Origin of the sequence: Nonomuraea antri (genome assembly GCF_013283785.1) — a bacterium.
GTDB classification, from domain to species: domain Bacteria; phylum Actinomycetota; class Actinomycetes; order Streptosporangiales; family Streptosporangiaceae; genus Nonomuraea; species Nonomuraea antri.
The window spans coordinates 1-15010 of record NZ_JABCPZ010000057.1 but is presented as its reverse complement, the minus strand read 5'-3'; the positions used below and the strand labels follow the sequence as shown (position 1 = coordinate 15010).

Here is a 15010-nt window from a genome sequence, read left to right as displayed (position 1 = left end):
ATGAATCACCGCAGGAAGGCGGCAGCGGTTCTCGCCGCCGCGGCGCTGGCCGTGGTCACGGCCTGCGCGCCGGGCAACGCGGGCGCCCCCACCGGCGCCCCGGCCAGCTCCGGTGCGTCCGCCGCCCCCGCCGCGACGTACACGCCGGCGACCATCACCCTGGGCACCGCCGACGACTCCAAGGGTCCGGCCATCCCGCCGGAGGGGGTGCAGAAGGGCGGCACGGTCACCATGATCGACCGTGACGACTTCGCCCACCTCGACCCGGCGCAGATCTACGTCAACACCGCCCAGACCATGGCGATGCTGATCCACCGCGGCCTGACCGGTTACAAGCGGACCGCCAAGGGCGAGTTCAAGCTGGTCGGCGACCTCGCCACCGACGCGGGCACCCCGTCGGACGGCGGCAAGACCTGGACGTTCACCCTCAAGGACGGGGTGAAGTGGCAGGACGGCAGCGCGATCACCTCCGCCGACGTCAAGTGGACGATCGAGCGGATGTTCGCCCCGTTCGTCACCTTCGGCCCGAGCTACATCCAGCAGTGGCTCACCGAAGAGGACTACAAGAAGGCCTACGAGGGCCCGTACGACGGCAAGGAGCTCGACGCCATCGAGACTCCTGACGACAAGACGGTCGTCTTCAAGTTCAAGACGCCGCACGCCGACGCCAACTACGCCTTCGCCATGGGTGGTTACGGCATCGTGCCCAAGGCCAAGGACACCAAGGAGAAGTACGACAAGGAGCCCTTCTCCTCCGGTCCGTACATCATCAAGTCGCACGTCGTGGACAAGTCGTACGAGCTGGTCCGCAACCCGCACTGGGACGCCAACACCGACCCGATCCGCGGCGCCTACCCCGACGTGTGGAAGATGGAGTTCGGCCAGGAGCCGCTGCAGATCACGGACCGGTTCGTCGCCGACGCCGGCCCTGACCAGACGGCCTTCACCTTCTACGCCTCCACCCCGCCGGAGCGCCTGCAGCAGGTGCTGAGCAACCAGGACCTGGCCGGCCGCCGCCTGGTCAGCCCGTCGCCGTACGGCAACTACTACTACTTCAACCTCGACCGGGTGAAGGACCAGAAGGTTCGCCAGGCGATCAACTACGCGTGGCCGTCGAAGCAGATCCAGCAGACGCTGGGCGGCCCGCAGGCCGCGGCCCTGCCGACGACGATCCTCAACGAGAACACCACGGTCGGCTACAAGCCGTACGACCTGTTCGGCAAGACGACCAAGCCCGAGGGTGACATCGAGAAGGCCAAGCAGCTGCTGGCCGAGACGGGCAACCCGAACCCGACCATCGTCTACGCCTACAACCAGACGCCGACCCAGGAGCAGGTCACGATCGTGATCAAGAACGCTCTGGAGAAGGCCGGCATCAAGGTCGTGGCCAAGCCGCTGGACCGCAAGACGTACTACGACTCGATCAGCCAGACCAAGAACGAGTTCGACCTGTACTGGGGCGGCTGGGGCTCTGACTGGCCCTCCGGCTCCACCGTCATGCCGATCATCTTCGGCCCGGTCGCGGACGGTGGGCAGAACATGTCGCACCTGAACACGCCCGAGCTCACCGCGAAGATGAAGGAGATCTCCGAGAACCCCGACATCGACGCGGCGAACGCGGCGTGGATGGCGCTGGACAAGGAGATCCAGGAGAAGTACACCCCGCTGGTCGTCGCTGAGAACCGCATCGCGACCATGCTGCACGGCTCCAAGGTGGGCGGCGCCGAGATCGATCCGCAGCAGTGGACGGTCCTGCCGAACACCATCTTCGTGAAGCAGTAGCACCCTCGCTCCGGGCACCCCGCAGGGGTGCCCGGGGCACTCTCTTGGAGATCTCGTGCTTCGATTCCTAACCCGTCGTGCGGTGGGCGCAGCGGTCATCCTGCTGATCATCTCGGCGGTGACGTTCTTCCTCTTCTATGCGATCCCCGCCGACCCCGCTCGACTGTTCTGCGGCAAGGTGTGCCCACCCGCCCTCCTGGAACAGGCCCGCCACAACCTCGGCATGGACCAGCCGCTCATGGTGCAGTTCGTCCAGTGGGTCGCGGGCATCTTCGTGGGCCGCGAGTACGAAGGACTCGGCTACTGCGCCGCGCCCTGCCTGGGCTACTCCTTCGTCAACCGCGCCCCGGTCTTCGAGACCATCATCGACCGGCTGCCCGTCACCGTCTCGCTGACGATCGGCGCCGCGATCGTCTTCCTGCTGTTCGGCGTGGCCATGGGCGTCATCGCCGCGCTGCGTCAGGGCAAGCCGCTCGACAAGATCGCCAGCGTCGCGTCGCTGATCGGCGCCTCCGCGCAGATCTACTTCGTCGGCACCCTGATGATGTACTTCTTCGTGTACCAGGCACGCGTCTTCTCGCAGCCCAAGTACTACCCGATCACCGAGGAACCGCTGAAGTGGTTCTCCGGCCTGCTGCTGCCCTGGCTCGTGCTGGCGATGATCTTCACCGCCAACTACACCAGGATGACGCGCTCCACCATGGTGGAGAACCTGGCCGAGGACTACGTGCGCACGGCCAGGGCCAAGGGCATGTCCGGCGCCAGCGTCACCATGCGCTTCGCGCTGCGCGGCACGCTGACCCCGATCATCACCATCTTCGGCGTCGACCTGGGCACGCTCATCGGCGGCGCGATCATCACCGAGACGACGTTCGGCCTGCAGGGCATCGGCCGCCTGTCGATCAACGCGGTGTTCGACTCCGACCTGCCCACGCTGATGGCCGTGGTGCTCGTCGCGGCGGGCGCGATCGTGATCATGAGCGTCGTCGTGGACGCCCTGTACGCCGTCATCGACCCACGCGTGAGGCTGAGCTGATGTTTCTTGAAGTCAACGATCTCACCGTGGACTTCCACACCGAGGACGGCGTCGTCCACGCCGTGGACGGCCTGTCCTTCGAGGTCGAGCAGGGCAAGACGCTCGGCATCGTGGGAGAGTCCGGCTCCGGCAAGTCGGTGACGAACCTGGCCGTGCTCGGGCTGCACAACCCGGAGACCGCGAAGATCTCCGGGAGCATCAAGTTCGACGGGCAGGAACTGCTGGGCGCGTCCCGCTCCACCATGGAGAAGCTGCGCGGGCACAAGATCGCGATGATCTTCCAGGACCCGCTGACCGCGCTGTCGCCGTTCCACACGATCGGCCGGCAGATCGGCGAGGTCTACCGCAAGCACATGGGCGTGTCGAAGTCGACCGCGCGCGACCGCGCGATCGAGATGCTCGACCGGGTGGGCATCCCGCAGCCCAAGACGCGCGTGGACGACTACCCGCACCAGTTCTCCGGCGGCATGCGCCAGCGCGCGATGATCGCCATGGCGCTGGTGTGCGACCCCGGCCTGCTCATCGCCGACGAGCCCACCACCGCGCTGGACGTCACCGTCCAGGCCCAGATCCTGGACCTGCTGCGCGAGCTGCAGGAGCAGTCGGGCACCGCGATCATCCTGATCACGCACGACCTCGGCGTGGTCGCCCAGACCGCGCACAACGTGCTGGTCATGTACGCGGGCCGGGCCGTGGAACGCGGCACGATGCAGGAGGTGCTGCGCGAGCCGCGCCACCCCTACACCTGGGGCCTGCTCAACTCGATGCCGACCCTGAACCGGCCGGTGGACCTGCCGCTGCAGCCGGTGCGCGGCACGCCGCCGAGCATGATCAACCGGCCTTCCGGCTGCGCCTTCCACCCGCGCTGCGACTACATGAAGCTGCTCGGGGCGCAGGTATGCTCTGGCGAGCGTCCTGAGCTGGCGCCGCACCGCGGCCACGGCGACGCCTGCTACCTGTCGCTCTCGCAGAAGACGGAGCTTCGCGCGCAAACTGGTAAGGAGACGCAGTGACGGAGAAGCTGCTGGAGCTGTCCGGCGTGGAGAAGCACTTCCCCGTCAGAGGCGGCACGCTGTTCAAGCGGCAGGTCGGCGCGGTCCACGCGGTCGACGGCATCGACCTGACGGTGCACGCCGGTGAGGCGCTGGGCCTGGTCGGCGAGTCCGGCTGCGGCAAGTCCACCACCGGCAGGCTCGTCGCCAGGCTGCTCGAACCGACCGCCGGCAAGATCCTGTACCAGGGCCAGGACATCACCCACGCGGACCGCAAGGCGCTCAAGCCGATCAGGTCCGAGATCCAGATGGTCTTCCAGGACCCGTACTCGTCGCTGAACCCCCGTCACACGGTCGGCTCGATCATCCGCGGCCCGCTGGACATCCACGAGATCAACCCGCCCGGCGGCCGTGAGGCCCGGGTCCGGGAGCTGCTGGAGACCGTCGGGCTGAACCCGGAGCACTACAACCGCTTCCCGCACGAGTTCTCCGGCGGCCAGCGGCAGCGCATCGGCGTGGCCAGGGCGCTCGCGCTGGAGCCGAAGCTGATCATCGCGGACGAGCCGGTCTCCGCGCTCGACGTGTCGATCCAGGCGCAGGTGGTCAACCTGCTGCAGGAGCTGCAGCGGGAGATGGGCATCGCGTTCCTGTTCATCGCGCACGACCTGGCCGTGGTGCGGCACTTCTCGCAGCGCGTCGCGGTCATGTACCTGGGCAAGATCGTGGAGATCGCGGACCGGGAGTCGCTGTACGAGCGGCCGCGGCACCCGTACACGCACGCGCTGCTGTCGGCCGTGCCCGACGCCGACCTGACCGCCGAGCCGCGTGAGCGGATCCGGCTGGCCGGTGACGTGCCTTCGCCGATCAACCCGCCGTCGGGGTGCCGCTTCCGTACGCGCTGCTGGAAGGCGCAGGAGAAGTGCGCGACCGAGGAGCCGCCGCTGGTGCAGCTCTCGGGCAACCGCGAGGGCCATCTGACGGCCTGCCACTTCCCCGAGGCGCCCACCGTCCACGGTGACGACGTGGTGCTCGACCCGGCGCTGGCGTAACACCCCGCGCGGTTCCCGCTTTCGCCCCCGGCGCCGTCTCGGTGCCGGGGGCGCGCGTTTTCCCGCCCGATTTTTGAGAGCCCGGATCAGCGGGTGGCGGCGGCGCGCAGGGCGTCGACGGCGGCGGCCCGGTCGTCGGCGCCGAAGACCGCGCTGCCCGCGACGAACACGTCGGCGCCCGCGTCGGCGCAGCGCTCGATCGTGTCGGCGGCCACTCCCCCGTCGACCTGCAGCCAGATCTGGCCGCCGTGCCGCTGGATCAGCTCACGGGCCCGGCGGATCTTGGGCAGCACCATGTCGAGGAACTTCTGCCCGCCGAACCCCGGCTCCACGGTCATCAGCAGCAGCATGTCGATCTCGCCGAACAGCCCCTCGTACGGCTCGACCGCGGTGGCCGGGTTGAGCGCCAGCCCGGACCTGGCGCCCAGCTTGCGGATCTGCCGCAGGGTGCGGACCGGGGCCTTGGCCGCCTCGGCGTGGATGGTCACGCTGCCCGCCCCCGCCTCCGCGTACTGCGGGGCCCAGCGGTCGGGGTCCTCGATCATGAGGTGGCAGTCGAGCGGCGTCGAGGTCGCCTTGAGCAGCGACTCGACGATCGGCAGCCCGAGCGTCAGGTTCGGGACGAAGTGGTTGTCCATGACATCGACGTGCAGCCAGTCGGCGTTCGGCACGGCTGCCGCCTCGTCGGCGAGCCTGGCGAAGTCCGCGGACAAGATGCTGGGAGAGATCTGTACGGCCATGATGGTCAAGTTTATTGAACGGCCTGCGGCTGTTTCGCGCGGGACATGAGTCCGAGCCTGATGAACGTCAGCGGCGCCCCCACCAGCACCCACAGCGACAGCAGCGCGTAACGCAGGAAGCGCAGGACGTCGGCGTCCGGCAGCGCCGCGCGCAGCCCGAACCAGATGAGCCCGAGCCCGGCCGACCCGAGCAGCCAGCGCGCCAGCCGCAGGTTCAGCGGGCCGCCCGCGTCGAACCAGCCGAGCCGGTGCATGACCGAGGCCCCGGCCAGCACGCCCAGCAGGGCCCCGGACATGGCGACGATCCTGTCCAGGCTCTCGGGCGCGATCGTCCCGGCCGAGCTCCAGCTCAGGGGCGGCGACCAGCCCGCGTACGGCGCGTTGGCCAGCACCGCCGCGCCCAGCACCGCCCCCGACACCGCCGCCGCGGCCGCCAGTTGCCCCCACAGCGGCTGACGCACCCACCAGCCGGTCACCGGGCGCTCCAGCCCGCGTACGAGCGCCAGCACGAGCAGGCCGAGCAGCGTGCCCACCACGACGTCGGAGACGAAGTGCACCCCGAGATAGACGCGGCTCAGGCAGACCAGCGCGACCAGCCCGCCCGCCGTCCACCACGCCCACGGCCGCCGCGACCCGGCGGCGAGCTGGCCCAGGGTGGCGGCGGCGATCTGCGCGTGCCCGGACGGCAACCCGAACGACCCCTCCACCGACAGCGGACGCACCCCAGGGTCGATCCAGTACGGCCGGGGCGCGTGGGTGAGGAGCTTGGCGATCGCGTTCGTGGCCGCCGCCACCAGCACGGTCACCGCGACCCGCAGCCCGAGCCTGGGGTCCACGCACCAGTACAGGGCGGGCAGGAGCACCAGGAAGAACGTGTCGGTGCCGAACATCGACACGAACTCCATCACCGGCTCGACGGCGGCGGGCAGACTCTGCAGCCAGCGGATCGGCGCCAGCTCCGCGAGGTGGAGATCGTCCAGTATGTCCATCCGCCGATGGGATCACATCGGCGGGCGGGCGCGACAGTGCCCACGCCCGGCCGATCCCGGACACGGGCCTGACCGATCCCGGACGCGCGCCCGGACGCGGGCCTGAGCGCTCAGCCGCGCTTGCGGAGCAGGGCCAGGAACATGGCGTCGGTGCCGTGCCGGTGCGGCCAGAACTGCGCGTGCGGGCCGTCACCCAGCCCGGCGGCCTCCGGCAGGTAGGCGCGGGCGTCGAGCTGCTCGACGTCGTCCCTGCGCCGCATGACGTCGCCCACCACGACCCTGGTCTCGGCCAGGTGCGGCGAGCAGGTGACGTAGGCGACCACGCCGCCGGGCCGCACCGCCTCCAGCGCGGTGTCGAGCAGCCGGCGCTGCAGCTTGCCCAGCTCGGCGATGCTGGACGGGTCGCGCCGCCACCTCGCCTCCGGCCGCCGCCGCAGCGCGCCCAGGCCGGTGCAGGGCGCGTCGAGCATGACCCGGTCGAACACGCCGGGCCGCCACACCGGCTGGGTGCCGTCGGCGGTGATCACGGCGGCGTCCCTGGTGGTCTGCCAGACCAGCCGGGCGCGGTGGTACTGCACGTCGGCGGCCAGCAGGCGGGCGCCGCCTGGGAAGGCCATCCCGTCGCCAGACTCGCCGCTCTCCAGCCCGGCCAGGTCACCGTGGACGGCGATGGCGTCGAGCAGCCCGGCCTTGCCGCCCGGGCCGGCGCACATGTCGAGCCAGAGCTCGTCCTCGCGGCCGTCGAGCGGCACCCTGGTCAGGGCCAGGGCGACGAGCTGGCTGGCTTCGTCCTGCACGGCGGCGCGGGTCTCGGCCACCGCCTCGATCTGGCCGGGGTCGCCTTCCTGCAGGTAGGCGGCGTACGGCGAGTAGCGGCCCGGCTCGGCGCCGGTGTCTTCGAGCTCGGCCACCGAGCTGCGCCCCGGCCTGGCCACCAGGGTGACCAGCGGGCGGGCGTTGTCGGCTTCGAGCAGGTCGGCCATCTCCTCGCCGCCGCCCAGGGCGTCGCGGAAGGCCGAGACGATCCACCGGGGGTGGCTGTGCGCGACGGCCAGGTGGCCGACCGGGTCGTGGGCCGGGTCGGGCGCGACGATCGGGATCCACTCCTCGATCGTGCGCGAGGCGACCTTGCGCAGCACCGCGTTGACGAACTTGGCCGCGCCCTGGCCGATGCGCAGCCGCACCAGGTCGACGGTGGTGCCGACGGCCGCGTGCGGCGGCACGCGCATCTTCAGCAGCTGGTGCGCGCCCAGCCGCAGCGCGTCGCGCACGTCGGGGTCGGGCGCCCGGTCCGAGCACATCTCGATGACGGCGTCGTAGGTGCCGAGGCCGCGCAGCGTGCCGTAGGCCAGCTCGGTGGCCAGCGCGGCGTCGCGCCCCTTGATGCCGCGCTCGCGCAGCAGGCGCGGCAGCAGCAGGTTGGCGTACGCGTCGCGCTCGTCGACGGCGCGGACGAGGTCGTAGGCGACGTTACGCGCGTGGTCGCGCGCGGGCCTGCGCGGCCCGCCCGGCCTACCGCCGCCGCCCCTGCCGCCCTGGTTCCCGCCGCCCCGGTTTCCGCCGCTTCTGCCGCCGGCTCCCTGGTCCCCCCTGGTCTTCATCCCCTGCGTCTTTCCTCACTGCCGTGGCGCGGGTGGATCACTTGAATCCCTCGCCGCTCTCCAGCCGGACGCCGCGCGCCCACTCCACGGCCCCCATCAGCCGCTTGCCCTGCGGCTGGACCTCGCCCAGCTCGACCGGTCCGGTGGCGGTGCCGACGAGCACCGCGTGCTTGGTGGCGACGATCTGGCCCGGGGCTGGACGCTCCTGGCCGGAGACAGGGCGCACCGGGCCGAGCTTCACCCGCTGGCCGCGGAACTCGCTCCACGCGCCGGGCGCGGGCGTGCAGGCGCGGACCAGCCGGTCGACGTGCATGGCCGGTTTCGCCCAGTCGACCTGCGCGTCGGTCACGTTGATCTTGGGTGCCGTCGTCACGCCGTCGGCGGGCTGGGGCAGGGCCTCCAGCGAGCCGTCCTCGATGCCGTCGAGCGTGGCGGCCAGCAGGCCGGCGCCGGAGACCGACAGCCGCTCCAGCAGCGCGCCGCTGGTGTCGGCGGTCTGGATCTGCTCGGTGACCACGCCGAAGACCGGCCCGGCGTCGAGCTGCTTGACGATGCGGAACGTGCTCGCGCCGGTGATCTCGTCGCCGTGCAGGATCGCGTGCTGCACGGGGGCCGCGCCGCGCCAGGCGGGCAGGATGGAGAAGTGCAGGTTGACCCAGCCGTGGCGGGGCACGTCGAGCGCCGACTGGGGCAGCAGCGCGCCGTAGGCCACCACCGGGCAGCAGTCGGGCGCCAGCTCGCGCAGCCGGTCGAGGAACTCCGGGTCGCCGGCCTTGGCCGGGCGCAGCACCTCGATGCCGGACTCCTCGGCCAGCTCGGCCACCGGCGAGGGGTGGACCTTGCGGCCGCGCCCGGACTGCGCGTCGGGGCGGGTCACGACGGCCACCACCTCGTGGCGGGGCGAGTCGATCAGCGCGCGCAGCGACGGCAGGGCCGTCTGCGGGGTGCCGGCGAAGACCAGGCGCATGTCACAGAGCCTTTCCGCCGGTGGCGTGCGGCGAGAACTTGATCGTGGGCGCGGACAGCCCGCTCCACTCGGCCTCGCGCACCGCCTTCATGGCGGCCTTGCGCTGCTTGGCGTCCATCCGGTCGATGAACAGGATGCCGTCGAGGTGGTCGGTCTCGTGCTGGAAGCAGCGGGCCATCAGGTCGGTGCCCTCGAGCGTGACGGGCTCGCCGTGCATGTCGAAGCCCTTGGCCACGGCGCGGATCGAGCGCGGGGTCGGGAACGACAGGCCGGGGAAGGACAGGCAGCCCTCCTCGCCCTCCTCGTCGAGCTCGGACGACAGGTCGAGGTCGGGGTTGATCAGGTGCCCGAGCTGGTCGTCGACGTAGTAGGTGAACACCCGCAGCCCGACGCCGATCTGCGGCGCGGCCAGGCCCGCGCCCGGCGCGTCCATCATCGTGTCGGTGAGGTCTTTGACGAGCTTGCGCAGCTCCTTGTCGAAGTCGACGACCGGGGACGCGGGGGTGCGCAGCACGGGGTCTCCGAACAGCCGGATCGCCTGGATCGTCAAGGGGTGTCTCCGTTTCTGGGCCGTGTTCCCGGGCCGTGGATCAACCTAGTTTAGTGTGCTCCAGCGACCGGGCCTTCATCGCCGCCTTGCGCGCGGCCTTCACCACCGCCTCGTCGTCGTGCGCGCCGGCCAGCATCTCCAGCACCGCGATCGTGTCGGGGTGGCCGACGGCAGGCATCTCGCCGACCAGCTTGATGAGGTCTTCGCCCGGCTCGGGCGTGTCGAGGCGGCCGGCGGCGGGGCCGGTGATGTGCATGAGGGCCGCCAGCGAGTCGACGGCGATCCAGGTGTGGTCCTCGGGGCTGAGCGGCGGCGCCTGCAGGTCGCGGATGTGCAGCCAGGAGGCGGCGTAGCGGCGCACGAGCGGGTGGTCGAGCGCCTCCCTGACCGGGGTCTCGGCCTCGGGCCCGAGCTCCTCCAGGATGGCGCCCACGGTGCCGCGCTGGCCGGCGGTGCCGTCCTTGGCGATGGCGAGCAGGTCGCGTGCGGCCTCGTCGGGCGTGCGCCGCTCCAGCCAGCCGGCCACCGCGCTCTGCGTGGCCACGCCCTTGACCAGCTGCTCGACCAGCTCGCCTGCCGACAGGTCGGCGAACACCTCGACCTCGGCCGTGGTGGGCGCGTCGTGGCCCTCGCGCAGCAGGTCGCGGCGGATGGCCCAGACGCCCAGCGGGGTGAGCGCGGTGCGGCCCGCCGCGGTCTGCTCGACCAGGCCGCAGTAGGTGAGCAGGGACAGCGCTTCGAGCAGCTCGCCGGGCAGCGCGGCGGCGAGCCTGCGCATCTCGACCTGGCCGGGGGCGCAGGCCACCTCGTGCGACTGCAGGATGCCGCGGGCCAGGTTCGCGATGGCCACGCCGGAGCGCACCGAGTAGATGGTGGCCAGCATCTCGGCCAGGTGGCCGTCGACCACGGTGGAGCCGGTCAGGCCCTCGTCGGCGCGGTCGAGCACGTCCATGACCACGCCGTCCCAGAACTCCAGCGTGGCCTCGGGGGTGAGCTGCATCGACAGCGAGCCGCGCGACGCCTGCCCGGCCATGATCTTCAGCAGGCCGGTGTTGACCGCGACGATCCAGATCAGCCGCAGCCTGCCGGCGGCGAGCCCCAGCTCCTCGGCCGCGGCGGCGGCGTCGGGCCCGGGCAGCATGCCCTCGGCGGTGACGCGCCTGCTGCCCGTCCAGGCGGTGAGCCTGATGGCGTCGGCGACCAGGGGCACCGCGGGGACCAGGCGCGCCAGCTCGGCGTCCGGCGTGAGCTGGACGGGCGGGAAGGTCAGCGCCTCGTGCTCCACGGCGGTCTCCTCAGGCGGCCGTGGCGGCACGACGGCCTGCTCATCGATCAGCTTGCGCAGCTCGGCGAGGTCGAAGACGTTGTTTGCCACCCAGGAAACTTACTGCACACCAGTCACAGGCACGTACTCATTGGATGGCCCGGGAGCGGGCCTTGAACGCCGCCTTGCGTGCCGCCTTGGCGACCGTGCTGTCGGGCAGCGAGCGTCCGAGCAGCTCCAGGACGTCGACGACGTCGGGGTGGTCGACCCGCCACATCTCCTCGATGAGATGCGCGGGCGGCCCGGAGGCGGCCATGTTCTCGGCGAAGATCTCCGGGTCTTCCTCGGCCGCGGGCATCGCCAGCGCCAGCATGTCGACGCTGACCCACAGTAGCTCGTCTTGAGTGAGCGGCGGCGCGGGCAGCCCGCGAGCCATCAGCCAGTGGATGACGTGCGGGCGCAGCTCCTGGTCGTCGAGGCAGGCGCGGACCTCGCCGGCCGCCTCGGCGCCCAGCCTGTCGACGATGGTGACCGCGATGCCCCTGGCCACGGCGGGCGCGCCGGAGGCGGCGGCCAGCAGCTCGGCGGCGGCCTCGCTCGGAGCCCGGCCGGCCAGCCAGCGGTCGATGTCGGCTTCTGCGGCGTCGGTGGGCACGCCGTCCATCAGGCCTTCGATGAGGCCGAGCGCGTCGGCGGCGCCCAGGTCGGGCGCGAGCGGCGCGTCGAGGCCGAGCGCCAGGTAGTGCTCGCGCAGCGCCCAGACGGCCGGCGGGGTGAGCTGCGCGGTGTCGCCCGTGACCTCGATCAGGTGGCGGGCGGCCAGCCGGTCGAGTACGGCGGCCACGTCGATCTCGCCGCTCTCGGCCATCTCCAGCAGGAAGTCGGCGATCACCCCGAGCGGGACGCGGGCCTGCAGCCGGTAGAGCATGTCGAGCAGGTCGTACAGGCCGTCGTCGAGCTCGGCGTGCCCGGTGACCTCGCCGCCCGTGTCGTCCTGGACCAGGTGGGTCACGGTGCGGGCCCAGCCGTCGAGCGTGTCTTCGCCCGGCGGCAGCAGCGACTCTGGCGCGGCCAGCCGCACCGGGGGCAGCGGGACGCAGCCCGGGCAGTCGCACGGCGCCTCGCCCAGGTCGGGCACGGGGACCTCGCCCGACGGGATGGGCACCGACTGTTCGAGCGATTCCGGGCCGATGGCGCTGAACAGGCTCTTGGCCATGCCGAAGTTCGCGGTGTCGGCGAGCGCGTCCGGCATCTTGGGCGCGATGTCGTCGAGCCGCTCGCGCATCGCGGCCGCGGTGGGGTCGTCGACCTCGCCCGCCTGGCTGAGGTAGTCGACCAGGGTGCGGGCCGCGGCGACGGTCTCCGGCGCGCTCTCCGGCGGCGCGATGACCTTGCGCGGGTAGATGGACAGCAGCAGCTCGTGGAAGGTCTCGGGCGTGAAATCGCCGAGTTCGTTGACGTTCAGGTAGTCGCTGGCGTAGTCGCAGAGCAGGCGGACCTCGTCCGCGTCCACCTCGACGTCCCGCGCGCGCCCCCAAGCTCGCAGGTCGTCGATGGCCCGGTTCACCCATTCGATCGACACAGGGGCACGCTAACGGCTGGCTTACAGATGAGCGAATCGGGGAAATGGTCTAAATCAGGTCGAGGGGGTCGACACACACCCTCACGACATCCGGCGTCTTTCGCGCCGCACGCACCCCGCTGGCCCCTTTCAGCGCCGCCGCCAGGGCCGCGCCGCCCGCCCGTCTGACCCGGATCATGGCGCGTTCCTGGCCGGATTCGTCGACCGGGACCGGGCCGAGCACCTGGGCGTCGGACGGCAGGCGCACCTCGTCCAGCATCTGCCTGACGGCGGCGGCCGCGCCGGTGAGCGTGGCCATCCGCACGGCGGGCGGAAAGCCCAGCTCGGCGCGGTCGCCCAGCTCGCGCTCGGCGTGCGTGACGGGGTCCCAGCGCAGCAGCGCCTGCACCGACGGCAGCGCGGCGTCGGCCAGCACCACCAGCTCGGCGGAAGGACGCAGCAGCGCCGCCGCGTTCATCCAGCGGCGCAGCGCCTCCTCGGCGGCCCGCAGGTCGGCGCGGCCGAGCAGCGCCCACCCGTCGAGCAGGACGGCCGCCGCGTAACCGTCCTCCGCCACCGGCTCGGCCCCGGGCGTGGCCACCACCAGCGCGCGGGCGGACGGCACCGCGGCCAGCACGCCGTCGCGCCCCGACGTGCGCACCTGGACGGCCGGAAAGGCCCGGCCCAGCTCCTCGGCGGTGCGGCGGACGCCGGTGACGACCGCGCGCAGCCGCGGGCTGCCGCAGTGCGCGCAGCGCCAGCCGGCGTCCACCCGGCCGCACCAGCGGCAGTAGGGGGCCGCGTGACCGCCTCTGAGCGCCAGCGGGCCATGACACGACCCGGCCCCGTTCGAAGCCTCCCGCACCTCGATCGCCTCCCCCTGCACCGGGTGCTCCTCACGCGCGGTACGGGTGGGCGGCAGGGCGCAGCGGGCCGGCGTACGGCAGTGCTTGCAGGCCAGTGCGGGCAGATAGCCGCGCCTGGGCACCTGGACCAGCACCGGGCCCTTCTCCAGGCCGCGCTTGAGCGCCCGCCAGGCCAGGCTGGGCAGCCGCGCCCGCTGGGCGGCCTGGTCCTGGGCCAGCTCCGCGTCCTCGCCCGCCGGCTTCACCCGGGGGGCCATCGCACGCACCGTGGTGCGCGCGGCGACGATCGGACGCGCCCAGCGGGCCGCGATGAGCTGGGTCGCCTCCGCGGTGCGGGCGTAGCCGCCGATCAGCATGGCCGCGCCCGCCCGGTGCGCCCTGAGCCCGAGCACCTCGCGGGCGTGCGGGTAGGGGGCCAGGCGCTCGGCGTGCAGGTCGTCGCCGTCGTCCCAGATGGCCACCAGGCCGAGATCGACGACCGGGGCGAACATCGCGGCGCGGGTGCCCGTCACGGCCCGCACCTGTCCTCTGAGCACCTTCAGCCACCGTCTGTACCGTTCCGCCGGGCCGAGGTCTGCGGTGAGCGCCACATGCCTGTCCGGGCCGCCCAGGGCGCGCGTGAGCGCCTCGTCGGCCAGGACGACGTCCTTCCCGTCGGGTACGACCACGATCGCGCCCCTGCCGCCGTCGAGGGTGGCGCGGACGGCCTCGGCCATGGCGCCGGCCCAGCCTCTGGCGCCGGGGAGCGCGGACCAGACGGCGCGGGGGGCACGGCCGTCGCGCAGCGCGGCCAGGAACGACGGGCCGGCCGGGTAGTCGTCCCAGGGGGTGCGCACGGGCGCCGGCGGGGCGGCGTGATCGCTCGGGAGGGCTGTGTCGTCGGAGGTCTCGGGCCCGCTTCCCGCCTCGGCCGCAGCAACGGGTTCGGCTCCGGACGTGACTCCAGCTTCGGGGGTGGCTTCGAGCGTGGCTTCGGGCGTGGCCTCGGGCGTGGCCTCGGTTTCGGCCTTGGCTTCCGCTTTGGGCGTGGCTTCGGCTTCGGGCGTGGCTTCGGCTTCGGCCTTGGGTTCCGCTTTGGGCGTGGCTTCGGCTTTGGGCTCGTCTGTGGCTTTGGCTTTGGCTTCGGCTTCGACCTTGGCGTGGCGGGGTGGGACGGCCAGGCGCAGGACGTCGATCAGCGTGCCCGCGTACCGGTCGGCCACCGCTCTGGCCAGGCCCGCGATCTCCGGGGTCAGCACCTGCTCCGGTGACACGACCCGTTCCAGCGGGGTCAGCTTGCCCTCGTGGTCGCTCTGCTCGACGCGTTCCAGCAGGAAGCCGTCGACCAGCTTGCCCGCGAACCGCACCCGTACTCGTACGCCGGGCTCGGCGGTTTCGTGCAGGGTGGCGGGGACCAGGTAGTCGAACGGGCGGTCGAGGTGCGGCAAGGGGTTGTCGACCGCGACTCTGGCCACCGCGCGCTCGGGCGCCGGGACGGGCGCGCCCTTGCCGTCCTTCGACGACGCGGGGGGCCGCACGGCTTCGAGCGGCAGGAGCGCGTCGTCGGAGTGGGTCACGCCAAAGGTCTACCAGACCCCACCACTCCCCACGCCCGAGCCTCACACCCCCCACAC

The 15010-nt window shown here is 72.1% G+C and carries 12 protein-coding genes; 4 read left to right on the top strand and 8 right to left on the bottom strand.

Going from position 1 to position 15010, the window contains the following annotated elements; translation table 11 throughout:
* Genes HII36_RS20310 through HII36_RS20295 form a run of 4 tightly spaced genes read left to right on the top strand, consistent with a single transcriptional unit; the run spans position 1 to position 4859 of the window.
* Positions 1 to 1782, top strand: coding sequence for an ABC transporter substrate-binding protein (locus HII36_RS20310; RefSeq protein ID WP_173524803.1), 1782 nt, complete (start codon positions 1 to 3; stop codon positions 1780 to 1782).
* Positions 1783 to 1837: 55 nt separating this feature from the next.
* On the top strand, positions 1838 to 2818 hold the full coding sequence (locus HII36_RS58700; protein ID WP_173524802.1) for an ABC transporter permease: 981 nt from the start codon (positions 1838 to 1840) through the stop codon (positions 2816 to 2818).
* Positions 2818 to 3831: an ABC transporter ATP-binding protein gene (locus HII36_RS20300; protein ID WP_173524801.1), complete on the top strand. Its 1014-nt coding sequence runs from the start codon at positions 2818 to 2820 to the stop codon at positions 3829 to 3831. Before HII36_RS58700 ends, HII36_RS20300 begins: the two co-directional genes overlap by 1 nt.
* Positions 3828 to 4859, top strand: coding sequence for an ABC transporter ATP-binding protein (locus tag HII36_RS20295; RefSeq protein ID WP_173524800.1), 1032 nt, complete (start codon positions 3828 to 3830; stop codon positions 4857 to 4859). The genes HII36_RS20300 and HII36_RS20295 overlap by 4 nt, the downstream gene beginning before the upstream one ends.
* Positions 4860 to 4945: 86 nt before the next feature.
* Here HII36_RS20295 and rpe read toward each other — a convergent pair whose 3' ends face one another.
* The 8 genes from rpe to HII36_RS20255 all read right to left on the bottom strand — a co-directional run bounded on the left by rpe (position 4946) and on the right by HII36_RS20255 (position 14953).
* Entirely contained in the window at positions 4946 to 5599 is a 654-nt protein-coding gene (gene rpe, locus HII36_RS20290; protein WP_173524799.1) for a ribulose-phosphate 3-epimerase, read from the bottom strand.
* A gap of 11 nt (positions 5600 to 5610) precedes the next feature.
* Positions 5611 to 6588, bottom strand: coding sequence for a phosphatase PAP2 family protein (locus HII36_RS20285; protein WP_173524798.1), 978 nt, complete (start codon positions 6586 to 6588; stop codon positions 5611 to 5613).
* Positions 6589 to 6698: 110 nt separating this feature from the next.
* A complete protein-coding gene (locus tag HII36_RS20280) occupies positions 6699 to 8189 on the bottom strand; it encodes an RsmB/NOP family class I SAM-dependent RNA methyltransferase (protein WP_173524797.1) in 1491 nt (496 codons plus the stop codon).
* 37 nt (positions 8190 to 8226) lie between these two features.
* Positions 8227 to 9156, bottom strand: a complete 930-nt coding sequence (fmt, locus tag HII36_RS20275; RefSeq protein WP_173524796.1) for a methionyl-tRNA formyltransferase — start codon at positions 9154 to 9156, stop codon at positions 8227 to 8229.
* Position 9157: 1 nt separating this feature from the next.
* Positions 9158 to 9706, bottom strand: coding sequence for a peptide deformylase (gene def, locus HII36_RS20270; RefSeq protein ID WP_173524795.1), 549 nt, complete (start codon positions 9704 to 9706; stop codon positions 9158 to 9160).
* A gap of 40 nt (positions 9707 to 9746) precedes the next feature.
* The gene (locus HII36_RS20265; protein ID WP_173524794.1) at positions 9747 to 11081 is read right to left on the bottom strand and encodes a hypothetical protein; all 1335 of its coding nucleotides are present in this window, start codon (positions 11079 to 11081) and stop codon (positions 9747 to 9749) included.
* Between the two features lie 37 nt (positions 11082 to 11118).
* Positions 11119 to 12552, bottom strand: coding sequence for a hypothetical protein (locus HII36_RS20260; RefSeq protein ID WP_173524793.1), 1434 nt, complete (start codon positions 12550 to 12552; stop codon positions 11119 to 11121).
* Between the two features lie 49 nt (positions 12553 to 12601).
* Positions 12602 to 14953 carry a primosomal protein N' family DNA-binding protein gene (locus HII36_RS20255; RefSeq protein WP_173524792.1) on the bottom strand — a complete coding sequence of 784 codons (2352 nt, stop codon included), beginning with the start codon at positions 14951 to 14953 and terminating at the stop codon, positions 12602 to 12604.
* Positions 14954 to 15010: the final 57 nt, after the last annotated feature.